22 protein-coding genes and 3 tRNA genes are annotated in these 18,743 nt (G+C 30.1%); 12 read left to right on the top strand and 13 right to left on the bottom strand.

The features are described from left to right. Positions 1-174 precede the first annotated feature (174 nt). From arsM to Q1A46_RS00740, 10 genes are all read right to left on the bottom strand, one after another. Positions 175-1,143: an arsenosugar biosynthesis arsenite methyltransferase ArsM gene (gene arsM / locus Q1A46_RS00695; protein WP_095074718.1), complete on the bottom strand. Its 969-nt coding sequence runs from the start codon at positions 1,141-1,143 to the stop codon at positions 175-177. Positions 1,144-1,145: 2 nt separating this feature from the next. Continuing rightward, positions 1,146-1,559, bottom strand: coding sequence for a DoxX family membrane protein (locus Q1A46_RS00700; RefSeq protein ID WP_095074716.1), 414 nt, complete (start codon positions 1,557-1,559; stop codon positions 1,146-1,148). Further along, positions 1,559-2,374 (bottom strand): purine-nucleoside phosphorylase, encoded by an 816-nt coding sequence (locus tag Q1A46_RS00705; RefSeq protein WP_299672891.1) that lies wholly within the window; start codon positions 2,372-2,374, stop codon positions 1,559-1,561. Before Q1A46_RS00705 ends, Q1A46_RS00700 begins: the two co-directional genes overlap by 1 nt. Then, on the bottom strand, positions 2,371-2,973 hold the full coding sequence (locus tag Q1A46_RS00710; RefSeq protein ID WP_299672894.1) for a TIGR04282 family arsenosugar biosynthesis glycosyltransferase: 603 nt from the start codon (positions 2,971-2,973) through the stop codon (positions 2,371-2,373). The genes Q1A46_RS00705 and Q1A46_RS00710 overlap by 4 nt, the downstream gene beginning before the upstream one ends. After that, positions 2,966-3,469: a rhodanese-like domain-containing protein gene (locus tag Q1A46_RS00715; RefSeq protein WP_299672897.1), complete on the bottom strand. Its 504-nt coding sequence runs from the start codon at positions 3,467-3,469 to the stop codon at positions 2,966-2,968. Before Q1A46_RS00715 ends, Q1A46_RS00710 begins: the two co-directional genes overlap by 8 nt. A gap of 3 nt (positions 3,470-3,472) precedes the next feature. Further along, positions 3,473-4,525 (bottom strand): arsenosugar biosynthesis radical SAM (seleno)protein ArsS, encoded by a 1,053-nt coding sequence (arsS, locus tag Q1A46_RS00720; RefSeq protein ID WP_299672900.1) that lies wholly within the window; start codon positions 4,523-4,525, stop codon positions 3,473-3,475. A gap of 75 nt (positions 4,526-4,600) precedes the next feature. Continuing rightward, the gene (locus Q1A46_RS00725) at positions 4,601-4,936 is read right to left on the bottom strand and encodes an arsenosugar biosynthesis-associated peroxidase-like protein (RefSeq protein WP_095074706.1); all 336 of its coding nucleotides are present in this window, start codon (positions 4,934-4,936) and stop codon (positions 4,601-4,603) included. Positions 4,937-4,971: 35 nt separating this feature from the next. Beyond that, the gene (locus tag Q1A46_RS00730) at positions 4,972-5,682 is read right to left on the bottom strand and encodes a DUF547 domain-containing protein (protein ID WP_299672903.1); all 711 of its coding nucleotides are present in this window, start codon (positions 5,680-5,682) and stop codon (positions 4,972-4,974) included. Between the two features lie 307 nt (positions 5,683-5,989). Next, positions 5,990-7,453, bottom strand: coding sequence for a hypothetical protein (locus tag Q1A46_RS00735; RefSeq protein ID WP_299672906.1), 1,464 nt, complete (start codon positions 7,451-7,453; stop codon positions 5,990-5,992). A gap of 124 nt (positions 7,454-7,577) precedes the next feature. Further along, entirely contained in the window at positions 7,578-9,074 is a 1,497-nt protein-coding gene (locus Q1A46_RS00740; protein ID WP_299672908.1) for a P-loop ATPase, Sll1717 family, read from the bottom strand. 212 nt (positions 9,075-9,286) lie between these two features. On the opposite strand from Q1A46_RS00740, the gene Q1A46_RS00745 reads away from it, so the two are divergent. From Q1A46_RS00745 to Q1A46_RS00755, 3 genes are all read left to right on the top strand, one after another. Next, complete coding sequence (locus Q1A46_RS00745) at positions 9,287-9,862, top strand: Crp/Fnr family transcriptional regulator (RefSeq protein WP_299672911.1); 576 nt, start codon at positions 9,287-9,289, stop codon at positions 9,860-9,862. A gap of 102 nt (positions 9,863-9,964) precedes the next feature. After that, positions 9,965-10,633: a peroxiredoxin-like family protein gene (locus Q1A46_RS00750; protein WP_299672914.1), complete on the top strand. Its 669-nt coding sequence runs from the start codon at positions 9,965-9,967 to the stop codon at positions 10,631-10,633. Positions 10,634-10,639: 6 nt separating this feature from the next. Beyond that, entirely contained in the window at positions 10,640-11,422 is a 783-nt protein-coding gene (locus Q1A46_RS00755; protein WP_299672917.1) for a hypothetical protein, read from the top strand. A gap of 109 nt (positions 11,423-11,531) precedes the next feature. On the opposite strand, the gene Q1A46_RS00760 is transcribed toward Q1A46_RS00755, so the two are convergent. From Q1A46_RS00760 to Q1A46_RS00770, 3 genes are all read right to left on the bottom strand, one after another. Beyond that, positions 11,532-11,617, bottom strand: a tRNA-Leu gene (locus tag Q1A46_RS00760). A gap of 25 nt (positions 11,618-11,642) precedes the next feature. Next, positions 11,643-11,714, bottom strand: a tRNA-Gly gene (locus Q1A46_RS00765). Positions 11,715-11,976: 262 nt separating this feature from the next. Continuing rightward, positions 11,977-12,062 (bottom strand) — tRNA-Leu (locus Q1A46_RS00770). A gap of 257 nt (positions 12,063-12,319) precedes the next feature. Here Q1A46_RS00770 and cyoE point away from each other — a divergent pair. The 9 genes from cyoE to Q1A46_RS00815 all read left to right on the top strand — a co-directional run bounded on the left by cyoE (position 12,320) and on the right by Q1A46_RS00815 (position 18,707). Beyond that, positions 12,320-13,186, top strand: a complete 867-nt coding sequence (gene cyoE, locus Q1A46_RS00775; protein ID WP_299672920.1) for a heme o synthase — start codon at positions 12,320-12,322, stop codon at positions 13,184-13,186. Then, complete coding sequence (locus Q1A46_RS00780; protein ID WP_299672923.1) at positions 13,186-13,770, top strand: cytochrome c oxidase subunit 3; 585 nt, start codon at positions 13,186-13,188, stop codon at positions 13,768-13,770. Before cyoE ends, Q1A46_RS00780 begins: the two co-directional genes overlap by 1 nt. Before the next feature lie 57 nt (positions 13,771-13,827). Next, positions 13,828-14,808: a cytochrome c oxidase subunit 3 gene (locus tag Q1A46_RS00785; protein WP_299672926.1), complete on the top strand. Its 981-nt coding sequence runs from the start codon at positions 13,828-13,830 to the stop codon at positions 14,806-14,808. Between the two features lie 23 nt (positions 14,809-14,831). Next, positions 14,832-15,170, top strand: coding sequence for a cytochrome C oxidase subunit IV family protein (locus tag Q1A46_RS00790; RefSeq protein WP_299672929.1), 339 nt, complete (start codon positions 14,832-14,834; stop codon positions 15,168-15,170). A gap of 56 nt (positions 15,171-15,226) precedes the next feature. Next, positions 15,227-15,907, top strand: coding sequence for a hypothetical protein (locus tag Q1A46_RS00795; RefSeq protein WP_299672932.1), 681 nt, complete (start codon positions 15,227-15,229; stop codon positions 15,905-15,907). After that, positions 15,894-16,541, top strand: a complete 648-nt coding sequence (locus Q1A46_RS00800) for an SCO family protein (RefSeq protein WP_299672935.1) — start codon at positions 15,894-15,896, stop codon at positions 16,539-16,541. The genes Q1A46_RS00795 and Q1A46_RS00800 overlap by 14 nt, the downstream gene beginning before the upstream one ends. Beyond that, positions 16,534-17,064 (top strand): DUF420 domain-containing protein, encoded by a 531-nt coding sequence (locus tag Q1A46_RS00805; RefSeq protein ID WP_299672938.1) that lies wholly within the window; start codon positions 16,534-16,536, stop codon positions 17,062-17,064. Before Q1A46_RS00800 ends, Q1A46_RS00805 begins: the two co-directional genes overlap by 8 nt. After that, entirely contained in the window at positions 17,057-17,266 is a 210-nt protein-coding gene (locus Q1A46_RS00810; protein ID WP_299672941.1) for a hypothetical protein, read from the top strand. Before Q1A46_RS00805 ends, Q1A46_RS00810 begins: the two co-directional genes overlap by 8 nt. Before the next feature lie 70 nt (positions 17,267-17,336). Beyond that, positions 17,337-18,707: a TolC family protein gene (locus tag Q1A46_RS00815; protein ID WP_299672944.1), complete on the top strand. Its 1,371-nt coding sequence runs from the start codon at positions 17,337-17,339 to the stop codon at positions 18,705-18,707. Positions 18,708-18,743 lie beyond the last annotated feature (36 nt).

An 18,743-nucleotide genomic window follows, 5' to 3' on the forward strand; every position in this document is an offset into this window, starting at 1 on the left:
ATGAATTAAATATATGATTTTTTATCAAAAACAATGCCGACTCTGTATCTTATTTAACTGATTTTTAATTGTTTTATTTGTTTTTTGGTTTTTTATTGCAGATTTGTTAAAATTAAACAAACAAAAAAACGACCTAATAGGTCGTTTTTTTTTGATTAGAATACGTGTTGATTATTAACAGCATCCACCTCCATCATAATGGAAAGTAGATTCTGAAAAATAAATATCATCTCTTCCTAAAGCTTGTAAAGCAGCGGCTGTTTTATCGCAAATCGCTAAAGGTTGATTTTGTAATAACGTGTGTCCTTTACCATCATCGAAATACTCTTCTTCACCATAGTAAATAGCAGCTTTTCCGGTAAAAATACATGGGCCATCTTCTGGCATAGGATCTTTTATTGCAGCTACTTCTATAGATTCGATATAAATCAATTCATCTGTAGGATAATTTTTTGGATCTAAAATTCTGTATGGTTTTCTAGCTCTAATTTCTATAGTACCGAAACCAGCGTCAGTTAACATTTTTACATATTCAGCAATTGGTAAACTACCACTTAAACATAAAGCACGTAAACGTTCGTCGTTACGTAACGTGTCATTCATTGGTTGTTCACAAGTTGGATCACTCATTACCAAACGTCCGTGAGGTTTTAATACACGATACATTTCAGCAATAGCTTTCTTTAAATCATCTGCTTTAAAAATGTTGAATAAACAGTTTTGAGCAGCAACATCGATAGAGTTATCTTCTACAGGTAAATTCATTGCGTCACCTTTACGTAGATCAACAAATTCACTTTTAAACCAATCGTTTTGTTCTTCTGCTTCTATAAAGTTTTTTCGAGAAGCTTCTAACATTTCGTCTACTACATCTAAACCAATAACACCATTTTTTTGACGAGAGAAGTATGAGAATTGTAATAATTCCATTCCACCTCCAACACCAACGTATAATATTTTCGGACTATTAGTTAAATCTCTAGCATGTACTGTTGAACCACAACCGTAGTTCATTTCTTGCATAATTTTAGGGATTTTCAATCCTGGTAATTCCCAAATTGGGTTAGTAGTACAACATAATCCTACATCTGGAGTTAATGCTGCTTCTTTATATACATCTTTTGTTGTTTCTAAATAACTCATTCTTACTTGTCTTTTTTTATTAAAAAGTCTACAGAAAATTTATCAAGTTCTTTTGGTAATAATAATAAACTTACCAAAAGTATTGTTCTATACATTACATGAGATAAATCCCAAATAGGATCCTTTAAACCGTGACCAAAAGTTACAATTACTAAAACTAAGGCTAAAGTATATAAGGCATAATCTCTTTTTAAACCAATAACTAACAAAAAACCGCCGATAAATTCTGCTAAAGAAGTAAAGTAAGCAGAAAATAACAATAAAAAGTCAGGAAGTAATTCACCATAACTAGATTGGAAGAAGTTTTTGTAAACATTATCCAATCCAAATTTGAATACTTTTCCGAATCCTTGGAAAAAGAAAATAAATCCAAGAATTAATCTAATTGTTAAAACAGCTATTTGTTTGTTGAGCATTATAGTTCTTTAATTAAATCTTTAAATATAGCGACCAAATTAGGTTCTGCTTTTCCAGCAGTTGCGATAATATCAGCAATGTCTACTGGTTGTAAATTTTTAGGGTCGCACTCATCAGTTAAAACTGAAATAGCACAACATGGAATATTTAATTGTTTTGCTACAATTACTTCAGGAACAGTACTCATACCTACAGCATCTGTTTCAAGTATTTGAAGCATTCTGTATTCTGCACGCGTTTCTAATTGCGGACCCAATACACTAGCATATACTCCTTCGTGTAGTGTTATGTCGTGTTTTTGAGCAATACCTTTCAGTAAATCATTTAATTTTTTTGAATAAGGTTCTAACATATCCGCAAATATGTTTCCGAATTCTTTGGTTTCAGCAAAAGCTAAAGGAGATTGTCCTTGTAAATTAATATGATCTTCAATAAGCATTAATTCACCTTTATTGTATGATAAATTAATAGCTCCGGCTGCATTAGAAATTAATAAGTTTTCAATTCCTAATCCGTGCATAGTTCGAATTCCGTAGGTAACTTCCCATGGTGTATAACCTTCATATAAATGAAAACGACCAGACATTACTACCACTTTTTTACCAGCTAATTCTCCGTAAATTAATTTCCCTGAATGAAATTCTACTGTAGCTTCTGGGAAATTTGGAATTTCACTATAAGGAATTTCTGTTTCTATTGTAATTTCATCTACTAATTTTCCTAAACCTGTACCTAATACAATTCCAATTTTAGGATTTGTAATACCATTTTCTTTAAGGTAGTTTATAGTTTCTTGTAGCTGTTGTTTTTTCATAAGTTTAAAAATTGTTGAAACGCAGGGTGTTGTTGAATGTCTTCAATAACATCAACATCATTTAACATGGGTAATAAATGTACACTTTCTTTTTGTAAGTCTTGTAGTGTTTCTTTTCTTACAGTTGAGGTTCCCCAAGCTTTGTTTTGGAATATTTCAGGATACACTTTTTTGCTGGCTAATAAATAATAACCACCATCTTCTGCTGGACCAATAACAACATCGTTACGATCTAATTTTTCAAAAGCTTCATTAATATGATCTGGAGTTAAATCGAATAAATCACTACCGATAATAGCTACCTTTTCATAACCATTTTCAAAAGCTTCTGTAAATGCATTTTGCATACGTATGCCTAAATCCTCTCCAGATTGTTGGTGTTTTGTGTATGCTGTATCCCAAATATCGTTACTTCTAATTTTTACAGAATAAAAAACAGCTTTATCACAAGATAAATGCTGCGTAACTTCTTTGGTTTTATTCAGTAAGAATTTATATATATCTAATGCTTTTTGATCTCCTAGAGATTTTGCAAGCCTTGTTTTTACCTTACCCAATTCTGGGTTTCGTGTAAAAATCATCAGCAAATTTTTACTCATATACTTTTATGCCCTTTTTTAACCACTTTCCCCATTCTTTATCAAAAGCATGTACTTTTTCTGTAGGTTTATTATTTGTGTTAATCACAGTAAAACCTTTGTTTTTCCATTCGAAAATACCTCCGTATAAATTAAATACATTAGTAAATCCTTTTTTTTGAAGTTGTTCTGCAATGTCTTCTGAACGTACTCCGAGAGAGCAATATACTACTATTTTAGCATCTTTGTTATTTGCTAAAATTACATCTGTAGTTCTTTTTAAATCGAAGTTTTGGTAACCAACAAAGATTCCATTTTTAATACTGCTAACATTATATTCTTTAGCTTCTCGAGCATCTAATAGAATATAGTTGCTTTTTTGTTTTGATAATTCTTCAGCAGTAATATACGGAACAGACTCAGTATTGTATTTTTTCAATAGTCGTTTTAAACTACTTTGTGAGAAAGTAAATGAGAAAATAAAAAACGATAGAAAAAATACAATTTTAGTCTTCATGATTTATGCAACAGTTCCTTGACAACTACTTCCTGCTCCAGCAGTACATCCGTAACAATGTTGATTGATAATGATGTTTCTGTTTTGAAGTAATTCTTCGTTATATTCAGAAATGTGTTTTACTTTACTTGCTACTTTTAGGTTTAGCATTTGATTGAAATCACAATCATATAACCAACCATCCCAACTTATAGATAAAGTATTTGTACACATTACATTTTCTACAGCCATTGGATTATAGGCTTCAACTAAAGCATACATATAATCTTCATAATTTTCAGAAGCGATTAAATAATCTAAAAATCTACTGATTGGTAAATTTGTAATTGCAAATAAGCTATTGAAAATAATACCAAAATCTTCATGTAACGCTTTTTTGAAATCACTTTCTAAAGCTGCTTGATCTCCTGGTAAAAATGCTCCTGAAGGATTGTAAACTAAATCCAACTGAAGTCCAGAACCTTCTTTTCCGTATCCTACTTCATTTAACATTTGAAGTGCTTTGATAGATTTATCAAAAACACCATCACCTCTTTGTTTATCTGTCTTTCCTTTTGTCCAGTGTGGCATAGAAGAAACAACATGAACATTATGTTTTTTGAAGAACTCTGGTAAATCGTAGTATTTTTTGTTGGCTCTAATAATTGTTAAGTTAGAACGAACAATAAAATCTTTGATTCCTGCTTTAGAAGCTTCTTCAACAAACCATCTGAAATTTGGATTCATTTCTGGCGCTCCACCAGTTAAATCTAATGTGTGTGCCCCAGTTTTTTTAATAACATCTAAGCATTGTTGCATAGTTTCAGTGGTCATAATTTCTTTTCTATCCGGACCAGCATCAACATGACAATGCGCACAAACTTGATTACACATGTAACCTAAGTTTATTTGTAAAATTTCTAGCTTTTTTGGACGCAAAGGAAACTGATTTGTCTCCTTTATTTTATTTGCAAATGTTGGTAATTCACCATTTTGAAATATTCCGTTAGATAATATTTCTAATTGGCGAGTTGTATTTGCCAAATCATTATTTCTAGCTAAGAGTGATTTTTTCATCGAGTTTTAATTGTGAATTAAAAATTATAAACGAAATCAAGTTCAATTCATAATTTAGAATAATTCATAGCAAAATTACATTTCAAGCTTATTCACTTTATTCATCATTTGCACACCATGTACTAAAGTTGCTCCACTTTTTATAGCAGCTCCAACATGAATTGCTTCCATCATTTCTTCTTTAGTTATGCCTCGTTGTAATCCGTCTTTTGTGTAAGCATCAATACAATAAGGACACTGCTCTGTGTGTGCTACAGCTAAAGCAATTAAGCTTTTTTCACGAGCAGTAAGTGCTCCTTCTTCAAAAACTTTTCCATAATAGTCGAAGAACTTGTTTCCAAGTTCTTCGCTCCATTCTGTGATTTTTCCAAACTTTCTTAAGTCTGAAGGATCGTAATATGTTTTAGACATTGATAATTTCTTATGTGTTTAGAAAACTAAAGATACTATTTTCCGTTTAGATTCCAGTCGTAAGGTAAGTGATGGATTTTAGCGTCGCTAGCTACTTTTTCATCAGCATACTTATTAATATAATCTACAATAGAACCTTCTTTTGTGAAATCTCCTTTAAACCAGTTGAAGATTTCTGAGATGTGTATTGTTTTCTTTTTGTTTAATTTGTTTCTTTTTGAATCATTTATGAATTGCTTCATTAAGCTTTCTAATTCACTATCTACATTTTTAGCTGTAAAAGCTTTGTTGTGTAATTTAGGACAAGAACCAGAAGCACAATTTACACCAACATGAATTCTTGGGTCAAATAATTTTTTTCTTAAAATATTATGTTCAATATGATCTAAAGTATATGTTTTACCATCAACTTTTGCAAATGGTATTTTCCAAGCGCTTTTACCTTTCTTTTTAATTTTAGTGATACTTTTTAATGGGTAGTTCTCTAAAATTAATTTTATCGTATATGCATTATAAGCATTAATCCAAAAAGCTTTTTGCTTGTTTTTAGACCAAGAGCTACTAGGTGTTGTTTGGTTTAAATACGCTAAATAAGAATCTAAAGTAGCTTCATCTTTTTTTAATGCTTTATAATTTACATTTCCTTTACTATCTACATGTTTGTTTAATAATGTATTGAAAGTAGATGTTTGAGCAATTACACTTATTGATAAAAATATGGATAGGATAAAAACGATTTTCTTCATGATAATTGTTATTTATGAATGTAGACGAATTTTTTACTAGAACTTTACAAAGAGTATTCCGAAAAGTGAAATAAAAATTACTTTAAATAAAAAACCCACTCAAAGATTGAGTGGGAAAATTGCTATGAAAAAGAAAAAGTGTCCTCAAACGTCTCTGAGGACACTACAAATATAAAGCAATTAAAAAGTATAAATACAGGAAAAACATGGTTTTTTTCACTGTGTTTTTTATTTCGTTGTAAATCAACACTTAAGGTGTTTTGTTTTTGTGTTAAAGTTTCTTAAAGTTTGATAGATGGTCTAAATATTACTGTTTTTGGTCATTTTTTCTAAGGTTTTTGTTTTGAAATACTTCTAAAGTTAGTTCGGGATATTGTAATGTGTTGAGATCAATTTTTTCTGCTTTGAGATGTTTTTTAAAAAATGTAACAACAAGGTTTCTGCTTATGTTAATAGCTATTTCTGGATTGATGTTTCCTGATTCATTGATTGATTGTAATGGTATCATAAATGGTATGTCCATAAAGTTGCTGTGCCCTGACTGTAAAATTTTAGCTTCGTAGAAATAAGAGGTACTTTTATTGACGTATGCGTGTTTGTTATAGTTTGGGTGTTTTTCTGGCCAATCTGAAGAAAGAAAGAGAAAAGGTTTTTGAAATGTTGTGTCTACAATTTGTCCCCACTGTACACCATCTAAATTAGCTCCTGCTTTTATTTTATTATTAATTAATAAAGCTTCTCCTGCTGCTGCGCCTCCTCTTGAGTGTCCAAAAACACCAATCTTATTAAGATCTAATCTATTTTCAAAAAATCCTTCAGAATTATATTCGTTTAACTTTGCAGTAACAGAGTTAATATCTTCAGCCCAGCGTTTAATCATATCTTTTACGAAATAAGAAGTTAAACTTTTTCGAACTATGGGATGACGATTTTCAAAAGTCATATTTTGTTGAAAAGCTTTGATAGATGGTTCTATAGTATTCCAAGAATCTTTTTCAATTTTATGAGCAAACTCATAATTAAAGTATTTCATAGAATCATCAGGAAAATGAGAGCCAGTACTTTCATAGGTATGATTTATAGCAAATATGATAAAACCATGGCTAGCAATTTCAGAAAGTAAAGCATAATAACCATTAGCTTTTGAATGATATCCATGGGAAAAAATTAAAACAGGAAATTGTTGTTTGGGTATTGTCGCATCGTGAAATACATGAGTTTCAATTTTATCTAAATAGTTGAATGTGGTATTGGGCAATCCATATTTTTTAGCAAAGCCATATCTACCAGCTTTGTCAATATAATGATCTTTTATTCCTTCTTTATCATTTGATGGATACCAGACCTTTATCATGAGTTCCCTCTTATCTTCTTTGATTGATGTAATTACTTCATCACGATTTGTTTTTAAGAAAAGATTTTGTGTCCCTACAGAAAAAGAGCCTGTTGTTTTAGGAAGTTTAAAAACTGGTAGGAGAGAAGGAAGTGAAAAACCAATACCAGTTAATAAAAGAATTCCTATAACTTTTAGTGTACGAATTATAATATGAGGTTTCTTTTTAGGTTCTTTAATAATTATAAAAAGAGAGATACCTAATAGCGCATATGTAGGAATCATTTGCCATCTATATCCTTCTGTGATTAGATGAATAAATAGTATGAGGAAAAGATATCCTAATAAATAATGTCTCTTGACTTTGGTATTGATGAACTTTTGGATTAAGATACAGCTTAAAGCGCTTAAGATTAAAATGTATTCGAAATTTTGCATTTTGTTTTCTTACAAATCTCGTTGTCAAGGTGTTTTTTGTCAAGGTGATATCCTTGTTAAAAATTGTTTTTTATCTATGAAAATTCCATTATGATTATGAAAACGAGAATATGTTTTTAAAATTCTAATTATTTCCTAAATTGGTAACTCCTCGTTTTATTAAGTGTATTAATTTCGGATCAAGGACGTTGTATATTTTTTCTCCTTTTTTTCCTAATCTAGAGTCTTCTTCAATTAGTTTATATTTAATCATGTTTTCAAGCTTTCCTTGACTCCATCTTGTTCTTTGGTTAAAGGTTTGGTTTAAATCTAATATTGTTATGTTTGTTTTTCTAGTTTTTAAAATAATGTTTATCATGCTAATTACATCTTTATTTCTGCCTGTTCTTGAAGGGTATATTGATAAATAATCATATCGATTGGCGAATTTGATCAGCCCTTTAGAAATATTGTCTGTTTCAAAGAACTTCGAATCATCGTTTGCCGTTTGGTAATCATATATGTCAGAAAGACAAGATATTAGGTCTCTAGGGGATTTATTACATATTTCAATAATACTTTCAATATCTACATCATTTTTGAAAAGACTATTAAAGCTTCTAGTGTTTCCGGAAAAATGAACTATTCTTTTATTGATTAAAGGAGACATGTCATTTTTTTTCCAACTAATATCTATTTCTTTAAATTTATCGAAACGTACTTTTCTAGCTAATATAGGCTTTACTTCTGACCATAAACTAAATGCTATTGCTATATCATTTTGTAAGAGGAGTTCAGTGTCTGTTAAAATATCTTCAGTAAAGCTTGCTATTTTGTTTATATCTTGATTTAGTTCTTGGAATTCATCTACTTTATCAAATAGAACTACTGAAGATTTATAATAAGTTTTTTTACATATAGTATTCAATCTGTTCAACAGCTCTTTTAAATGTCGTTTACTTTTCTTTAACTCTTCTTCCTGTTGAGTTGCGTTAGTGTTAATATTTTCAATTTCGGATAAATATTCAGTATATGAGTTTTTTCCTTGAAATGCAGTTAGTTTTAAAGAATCATAAATTAATTTAGAGGTAATTAACACTCCTGTTCCTATTAATGAATTAGCAGGTTTAACAAATAAATTAAAGATATTTATAAACCAGTTTTTGGTTTTTATTTTTTTTATGCTATCATAACGAGATTCATATTCTGTTTTAGTTAAAGGTTTAAAAAAAAGTTTTATTAATAAGCAAATGGCTTCTTTATCTTCATTGTCAAGTTTTTTTAAATATGATTTATTTTTGTCTAAGAATACAACATATTTAGTTACAAATTCCCTTAATATTAGGTTTAATAATTCGATTTTATTGTCGGTTAAGGATATTTCATCGAATCGATCTATTATTATTGTTAAAACTTGTGATTTTTCTAAATCGTCTTTTAGTTTATGAATAATGGAAGACTTTCCATGTCCTCTTTGTCCAAGTATGAATCTACTTGTTCCAGATTTCAGGTCATCTAATAAGGTTTGATAAAATGGGGGTTCATAGAAAATTTCATTATGAAATTCTATTTCTTCTTCTGCAGAAAATTTTGAGAATGGGTTTTTGGTAAAACCTAAACTAGTGTTAAGTTTATTAGTCATTTGACTTAGGGATTATTTTTAAGAGTAAACAAAATTATTGGGATAAGAAAAGTATAAATATATTTAATACAAGTATTGCGGAAAACCACATTTTAAATTGAGGTTTTCCGTAATTTCATTTTTAATCATTAGTTTTATTTCTAGAACATTCAATCATCTTATATAATGTTATTGTAGTTACGATTGAATCATCAAACTTAACTTTATATAAAATGGACAGGTACGAAGGAATACTCGAAAATATTGCACGTTATGTAGAATTAACCGAAGAAGAAAAAGAGCAATTTACTTCAATTATAAAAGTCTCTAGGATTAAAAAAAGACAGTTTGTTATTCAGCCAGGTTATGTTTGTGAACATCGTAATTATATAGTTAAAGGTGCTTTCAGGGTTTTTTATTTAGATGATAAAGGAAAAGAGCATACGGTAAGTATTGGTGTAGAAGATTGGTATTTTACTGATTTTTATAGTTATATCAATCAGTTACCTGCAGAGCATTTTGCTGAAGCTTTAGAAGATTCTGTTATTTTACAATTAAAGTATGAAGACATAGAAGGTTTGTGTCGTAAGATTCACAGTTTAAGCGAGTACTTTAGATTAATCACAGAAAAAGCGTTTGCCAGTTCAAGAAGCAGAGTGATTTCTAATAATAGTAAAACTTCAGAAGAGCGTTATGTGGAATACGCTAAGAAATACCCGCAAATTGTAAATCGAGTACCTCAATATGTTATTGCTTCTTATTTAGGTATTTCAGCAGAGTTTTTGAGTAAAATACGTGCTCGTCGATAGTATAATCTTGAACTAGTTCAAGATTATTTCTTGTTGCAGTTCATTTTTATTCATGAGGATTGATAAGAAATTTGTGGTATAAACATCACAAAATTTTTAACAATGAAAAATATCGAAATTCCTTCTTATCAAAAAGATTTAAAAATATTAAAAGAAAATCTTTCAGAAATGCTTCCAGAACATGCACTTAATGTTTGGAATTCTGATGCAGATCAATTACAAAAAGATCAAACTTCAATTTTAAAATTAAAAAAGGGAGATAAAGCTCCAAATTTCAGTTTATCTAATGCGGTTAATACAACAGTTAACTTATACGATATTTTAAAAGAAGAAAGAGTTGTTCTTACGTTTTACAGAGGGACTTGGTGTCCTTATTGTAATTTGATTTTAAACCAATATCAAAGTATTCTTTCTGAAATAAAACAAGCCGGAGCAACATTAGTTGCTATTTCACCTCAAACTCCAGATGAATCACTAAATATTAAAGAGAAGAATGAATTACAATTTGAAGTTTTAAGTGATAATGGAAATATTGTTGCAAAACAATTTGTAGCGGTACACAAAAATCCTGAGTCATCAGTAGAAAAAATGACTGAATTAGGATTTGACTATAATAGTTTTTATGCTGATGAAAACAGTGAGCTTCCAGTACCCGCAACTTTTATTATAGAAAAAGACGGAATAATTTCTTTTGCGAAATCTGAAGGAGGAGATTATAGAAATCGTGTAGAACCTTCAGAAATAATTAACGGATTAAACAATAAAATTTAAGAAATCATGAAAAAGCAAATTAATAGAATTGTAGGAATTGTATTAGCTTTAATAACTGTCAATTCAACAGCACAAAACGCAAGAGAGGTAATTGCCAATGTGGTACAAGCTAATGGAGGAGTAGATGCTTTGTATAAATTGAGAGATGTTTCTTTTGATTACACATTTAAAGTTACAGGGAAAAATATTGTAGATATTTCTAACGAACGTTATATTTTTAATGGAGAGGTTTCGTATGCTAATTATTCAAAGAGAGAAGTTTATGCTCTGCCTCAAATTAAAGGAAATCATTCTCAGTTTTTCAATGGAAATACAACTGTTTCTAAAGTTAATGGAAAGATGATTACAGAACAGCAACCTGCTTATATTGGTCATTCGCTTAGAAAAACAAATTACTACTGGTTTGCAATGATGTTCAAATTATTAGATCCAGGAGTTAATCATAAGTTATTACCATCTCGAAAAGTTGATGGAATAAATTATAAAATTGTAGAAATGACATTTGGTGAAAATGTGGGTGATGCAAGTGATAAGTATATTTTGTATGTAAATCCGAAAACGAATAGAATAGATCAGTTTTTATATACGGCGTTAGCTTTTGGAGCTAAAGATCCAAGTTTAATGAAGGTGAAGTATGAAAAAATCGATGGAGTTTATGTAACTACATATCGTAAATACGCGCCTGCTGATTGGGATGGAAAAGTGATTAAAGAAAATTGGATTGAACAGTTTACAAGAAATGTTAAGTTTAATAACGGATTTGACTTAACCTCCATACAAGCTGAATAGCTTTAAGTATAATAGTAATAATAATAGCGATTTGATTTTAATTGAGTCGCTATTGTCTTTTTTAAAAATAAAAAAACCGTTAAAAATCATAAGATTAATAACGGTTTAGTACAGAAGGCGGGACTTGAACCCGCACGGGCATTACGGCCCATTGGATTTTAAGTCCAACGTGTCTACCAATTCCACCACTTCTGCATGGTATTTTATATATAAGAGTTCGAGCGAAAGACGGGATTTGAACCCGCGACCCTCACCTTGGCAAGGTGATGCTCTACCCCTGAGCTACTTTCGCGTAAGCTTTTTGTTTAAGAACTTGTGCAATTGTTATTGCGGATGTAAATATACAATGGTTTTTTTATTGTGCAAATAAAAAAGCGAGATTTAAAGTGGCTTTTTTCAACATAAAAAGGATTTTAATATTTAATTGAATCAAAAACAGATAAATAAAAAGAAATATTTTTTTTTTGAATTGAAAAGAAAATTTAAAAAGTTGAGAGAAGGAAAGTTTTAAGCATAAAAAAACCGTTGAAAACGTAGGGTTAACAACGGTTTAGTACAGAAGGCGGGACTTGAACCCGCACGGGCATTACGGCCCATTGGATTTTAAGTCCAACGTGTCTACCAATTCCACCACTTCTGCATGGTATTTTATATAATAATCAGATTTAATAAATAATTTCTGATTTATAATTTTAAGAACTTGTGCAATTGTTATTGCGGGTGCAAATATACAATGGTTTTTTTATTCTGCAAACAAAAAAGAAGTTTTTTTAATAAAAATATTTTCACTCATTAATAAAACTCAAAAAACATGGTGGTTACACTATTATAGAATATCTTTGCAAAAATTTTGGAATTAGCAAGGTGGGTTTAGTTTTGGTTGAAGACAAGTCGATATTGAAAACAGTTTTTTTAGATTTTAAGCAGCTTACTAAAGTTGGACTTTCGGTAAGTGTTGTATTTACATCAATTGCTGGGTATTTATTAGGAGCAGAAACTATAGATTATACAACTATATTAATGTTAGCTATTGGTGGTTACTTAATGGTTGGCGCATCTAATGCTTTTAATCAAGTAATTGAAAAAGATATAGACAAATTAATGCAACGTACTAAAAACAGACCGCTTCCTGCAGGAAGAATGAGTCCCACTGTGGCATTAACCATAGCTTCATTATTTACTATATCTGGTATTGCAATATTATATGCTATTAATCCGAAATGTGCTTTGTTTGGAGCAATATCTATCTTTCTTTATACAAGTGCATATACACCTTTAAAAGCTGTAACACCTTTAGCAGTGTTTGTTGGGGCAATTCCTGGAGCAATACCTTTTATGTTAGGTTGGGTTGCTGCAACAGGTAAATTCGGAATTGAAGCAGGGTTTTTATTCATGATTCAATTTTTTTGGCAATTTCCACACTTTTGGGCTATCGGATGGTTGCAATATGAAGAATACAACAAAGCTGGTTTACATATGCTTCCAATGGATAAGAAAGACAAAGGAGCTGTTGTTCAAATGATATTTTATACTGCTGTAATGATTTTAATTTCTATTGCACCAGTTTTAAAGAGTACTGGGAGTCTATATATATATCCCATAACAGCAGTCATTGTAGCAAGTTTAGGGCTTTTAATGCTATTTTATGCAATAAAATTGTATAAATCAGAGTCGAATATAGATGCGAGAAAGTTAATGTTGGCTAGTGTGTTTTATATCACAGTGTTGCCAATAATATATGTTATAGATAAATTTTTACACTAATGGATAGAGCTCAAGTTGATAGTGAGTTAAGAGTAGCGAAAAGAAAATCAGCAAAACCAATGTTATGGGTTTCACTTATAAGTATGGTAATGTTCTTTGCTGGTTTAACAAGTGCTTACATTATAAGTATGAAAAGAGATGATTGGGTAACTTTCGATTTACCTCAAGCTTTTTATGTGAGTACAGTTTTAATAGTTTTAAGTAGTATAACCTTGTTTTTATCTCATAGATTACTAAAACAAGATAAACTACAACTATCTTTTATTTTACTAACCCTAACTTTTATTTTAGGTTTAGCATTTGTTTGGTTCCAATATGTAGGTTTTGAACAACTACGTAGTTCTGGATTATATTTTACAGGTCCAGGAAGTACAGTATCTGTTTCATTACTACTAATTATTACTTTTATGCATGTTTTACACTTGTTAGGAGGTGTAATTGTGCTAATTGTTGTTATTTATAATCATTTTAAAAAGAAGTACTCTTCTGCCGATATGCTTGGTTTTGAACTAGGTGCAATCTTCTGGCATTTTGTAGATGTTTTATGGATTTATCTATTTTTCTTTTTCTATTTCATTAGATGATTAAAAATGTGTAATTTTGGCGGACGATTTAACAAAATTTAACTGATAAAGATATTTATGGAAGCTAATATCGCTGTAAATTCTGATAATAAAGAGACCTGGAGCGGAGGTGGTGTGAAACCATTTGGCGCTAGTTATGGTAAAATGATGATGTGGTTCTTCATCTTGTCTGATGCTTTAACCTTTTCTGGGTTCTTAGCTGCTTATGGTTTAACACGTTTTAAGTTTATAGATTCATGGCCGATTGCCGATGAAGTATTTACTCACGTTCCTTTTTTCCATGGTAACTACCCAATGTATTATGTTGCATTCATGACATTTATTCTTATTGTGTCTTCTGTAACTATGGTTTTAGCTGTAGATGCAGGGCATAAAATGCAACAAAAGAAAGTAGCACTTTACATGTTTGTTACCATTGTCTTCGGATTAATATTCGTTGGTTCTCAGGCTTGGGAATGGAAAACATTCATTAAAGGGTCTTATGGAGCTGTTAAAACTACAGATAATCATATATTACAATTCGTTAAAGATGGAGAGCAAATCGCTTTAGCTGATTTTGTTCAGGGAGATAGAGCTGACGGAAGAGTTCAGCACTCAAGAAAGAACGGATTATGGTTTACTAACGAAGCTACAATTTCTCAATATTCAGTTGCTCAGGTACAAGAAGCGTTTAAAAACGATCCTTCTTTACAAGTTAGAAGTGAGAAAATTGATTTAGCAACTAAGAAGAAAATCATCTTATCTAGAGAAGAAAGTCTTAAACAAATGGCTAAAGTAAAATTAGTTGTTGAAGGTGCGAATTTACGTGATAATGAATACGGTAATCCAATCTTTGCAGATTTCTTTTTCTTCATTACAGGTTTCCACGGTTTCCACGTATTCTCTGGAATTGTAATTAATATCATTATCTTCTTTAATGTTGTTTTAGGAACATACGAAAAAAGAGGACACTACGAAATGGTAGAAAAAGTTGGATTATATTGGCACTTTGTAGATTTAGTTTGGGTATTCGTATTCACATTCTTCTACTTAGTATAATTAATATTTAAAAGTATTTTAAAATGGCAGGTCATTCACACGAGTCAAATAAAAGAATCTGGATAGTTCTAGCTATATTATCTATAATTACAGTAGTAGAAGTAGGTTTAGGTATTGTTAAGCCAGATGCATTACACTTACATGGTCCAGGAACAAGTTGGTTAAACTGGATATTCATTATCCTTACTTTAGCTAAAGCTTACTATATCGCTTGGGCGTTCATGCACTTAGAAGGAGAAAAAAAATGGTTTAGAAGATCTATAGTATGGACAGGAGTTTTCTTAATTTGTTACTTATTATTCATAGTACTATTAGAAGGCGATTATTTATATGATACATTAGCGCCATTAATTAAATGGTAACAATATAAAATTGGTGGTTTTAACCACCTTTTTTTTGCTTTAAACTATACATTTTAATGAAGATTAGTAAAAAACATTTAGTTCTTTTCATCCTATTCATAGTTCCTTTATTATTCTATATATATCTTCAAATGGGAACTTATAATTTCGGTAAACTACCTGTGGTTACAAAGGATGTTATAGATGTAAGTAATATTGATAGAAAGTTTAAATTCAAAGGAAAAGTTACTGTCGTTAATTTTATCGGTAAGGATACTACAGATAGTAGAGGTGAAATTTTCAATCTGAATGAAAAGATTTATAAGAAATTTTACGGATACACAGATTTTCAATTAATTTCATTTGTAGATGAAGCCTATAAAAGTCAAACAGAAGAGCTGGCAAAGAAATTAGGTAAGTATACAAATATGATTAAATGGAAGTTTTTATACGCTTCCAAAGCTGAGATAGATGCGCTTTATGAAAGTTTTCAGACGAATGAAAAATTAGATGCTAATATTCATTCTAAAAAAGCTTTTATAATAGACAAAGAAGTAGCGTTACGCAGAGGAGAATCTACCATAAAAAAACTTAAAGAAAAGAAACTTTATGGTTATAATATGCAATCTGTAGCTGAACTAAAAAATGATATGTTCGATGATGTTAAAGTTGTTCTAGCAGAATATAGTTTAGCATTAAAGAAGAATAATAGAAGTGAAGATAGAAGAATAAAAAGTATATCAAATGAAGAAAAGTAATTATTCTTATATAGGGATTTCATTTATAATCTTACTATTTGGAATTTACTCAATTCCTAAAATTGTTAAGCATTTTCAAAAACCTGATTTACACAAATTCAATAAAGTACCAAGTTTTGAATTTGTAAATCAAGAAGGGAAAATTATAACGAATAAAGACTACGACGGAAAGGTTTATGTGGTCGAGTTTTTCTTTACTACTTGTCCAACAATATGCCCTATTATGAATAGGAAGATGGTTACAATACAGAATGAGTTCCTAGGGAATCCTAATTTTGGAATTGCATCATTCTCAATTACACCAGATAAAGATACTCCTGAAGTTTTAAAAGAGTATGCAGATAATTATAAGATTTCACATGTTAATTGGCATATGTTAACAGGTAAGCCTGTTGACGATGTGTTTAATTTATCAGAAACTGGATTTAAATTACCTGTTGGAGTAGGAGGAGAAGATCACGGAGGTTTTTATCATTCAGGTTTATTTGCTTTAGTTGATAAAAATGGGTTTATACGTTCTAGATACGACGAACATGGAAATCCAATAATGTATTACCGAGCATTAGAAGAAGAAACATTTCCAGATCAAATTACAGAGTTAAAACAAGACATAAAATTATTATTAAATGAGTAATTTAACTGTTCAAGAAAAGAAGTATAAGAATTTTATTACGATAGTTTCTATTGTAATACCGATAGTCGTAGCAGCACTTTTTAGAATAAAATTATCTAATGTAGAGCCATTAAGTTTTTTGCCTCCAATTTATGCAACAATGAATGGAATTACAGCTGTTTTATTAGTGTTTTCAGTTTTTGCAATAAAGAAAGGAAATAGAAAAAGACACGAATTGTTAAATACTTTAGCAATAGTTTGTTCAGCATTGTTTTTAGTAATGTATGTCGCTTATCATATGACTTCTGAATCTACTACTTTTGGAGGAGAAGGCTTCATTAAGTCTGTTTATTACTTTATACTAATTACTCATATATTGCTATCTATTGTAATTATCCCTTTTGTGTTATTTACATTTATGAGAGCAAAATTGGGACAATTTCCACAGCATAAAAAAATAGCAAAAATTGCTTATCCACTATGGTTATATGTTGCAGTTACTGGAGTAATTATTTATATCATGATTTCACCTTATTATGTTTAAAAGAATTTTATTTTTTTTATTATTAATTTCTTCGCTAGCAAATGCACAATGTGCAATGTGTAAAGCCGTTATTGAAGGAGGTGATGAGTCTGTTGCCGAGGGAGTTAACAATGGAATTACCTATTTGATGGTATTTCCATATTTATTAATTGGATTACTTTTATTCTTCTTATACAGACATAGAAAAAAAACTAGTAATTAATTTCGTTCTTTTTTTGTAACATATTGTTTACTTTGTCGTCATATCGATACTTACTAAATAAACAAAGATTGTGAAGAACAAAAAATTACTACTGTTATTTCCTTTTTTATTAGTTTCTATACTTTCCTATAGTCAAAAAAAATGGACATTAAAAGAGTGTGTAGATCATGCTTTGAAGAATAATATACAGATTAAACAGAATATTTTAAATATAAATTCTTCTGAAAAAGACAAAGAAATAGCATATGGAGAATTCTTACCTAGTCTAAGTGCTTCTAATTCGCATAATTTTACATTCGGATTATCTACTGGAGCAGATAATACTAGAAGTTCAGCAAATAGATACAATACATCTTTAAACCTTTCATTAGGAGGAAGCATATTTAATGGATTCAGGAATTTAAATTCTTATAAACAAGCTAAATTAGGTATTGAAAGGAGTAAGCTGGATCTAGAAGTTATTCAAAATGATGTAGCATTACGAGTAGTTAATACATATTTAAACGTCTTATTTGCTAAAGAAAACTTAGAAGTAGCCAAATTCCAGGCAGACATTAGTAAAAAGCAAATTGATAGGGCTCAAGCTCAATTTGATACAGGTTCTATACCAAAAGGTGATTTACTAAATATTCAATCTACTGCAGCTACAGATGCTCAAAATGTTGTATCTCAAGAAAACGCTTTAAATATTGCACTTTTAAATTTATCTCAGTTACTTCAGTTGGATAACCAAGGTTTTGATGTAGAGAAAATAGAAGTAGGAACACCTTCAGCTGCTTTATTGTATAGTAGTTCTAGCCAAGTATATGAAAAAGCCCTAAAGGATAGGCCAGAAATAGAGCGTGCGAGATTAAATATTGAAGATGCAGATTTAGCTATTAAAATATCAAAATCAGCTTACATACCATCTTTAAATTATTCTTTAAGTACAGGAACATTTTACAATACTACTTTCGGTCAACCTGACTTCTTTACTTTTCCAGATCCTGATACTGGTCAATTAGTTGTAATTGATAGAAGATTTTCTACTCAGTTAAATGATAACTTTAGCTATGGAGGTGGTTTTTCAATCAGTATACCTATTTTTAATAGATTTCAAACTAAAAACAGAATTCATAAATCAATAATTGCTAAAGAACAAGCAGAGCTAAGGCTTGAAACAGAAAAATTAAGTTTAAAGCAAACTATAGAACAAGCATTTTTAGATGCTAAAGCTGCTGCAAAAACTTTTGAAGCAGCAAGTATATCTTTAGAATCGCAAAATGAAGCTTTCAAAAATGCTCAAGCAAGTTATGAGTATGGAGCTATGACAAGATTCGACTATGATCAAGTTCGTAATCGATTAGTAAATGCAGAATCTGCCTTAATTAGAGCCAAATTTGATTATATTTTTAAAACAAAAGTTTTAAAGTTCTATTACGGAGAAAATATTTTAGATTAAAGTTAACAACTAACTATACTTATTTTAAGCCTTGCA

Origin of the sequence: uncultured Tenacibaculum sp. (assembly GCF_947502995.1) — a bacterium.
GTDB lineage: Bacteria > Bacteroidota > Bacteroidia > Flavobacteriales > Flavobacteriaceae > Polaribacter.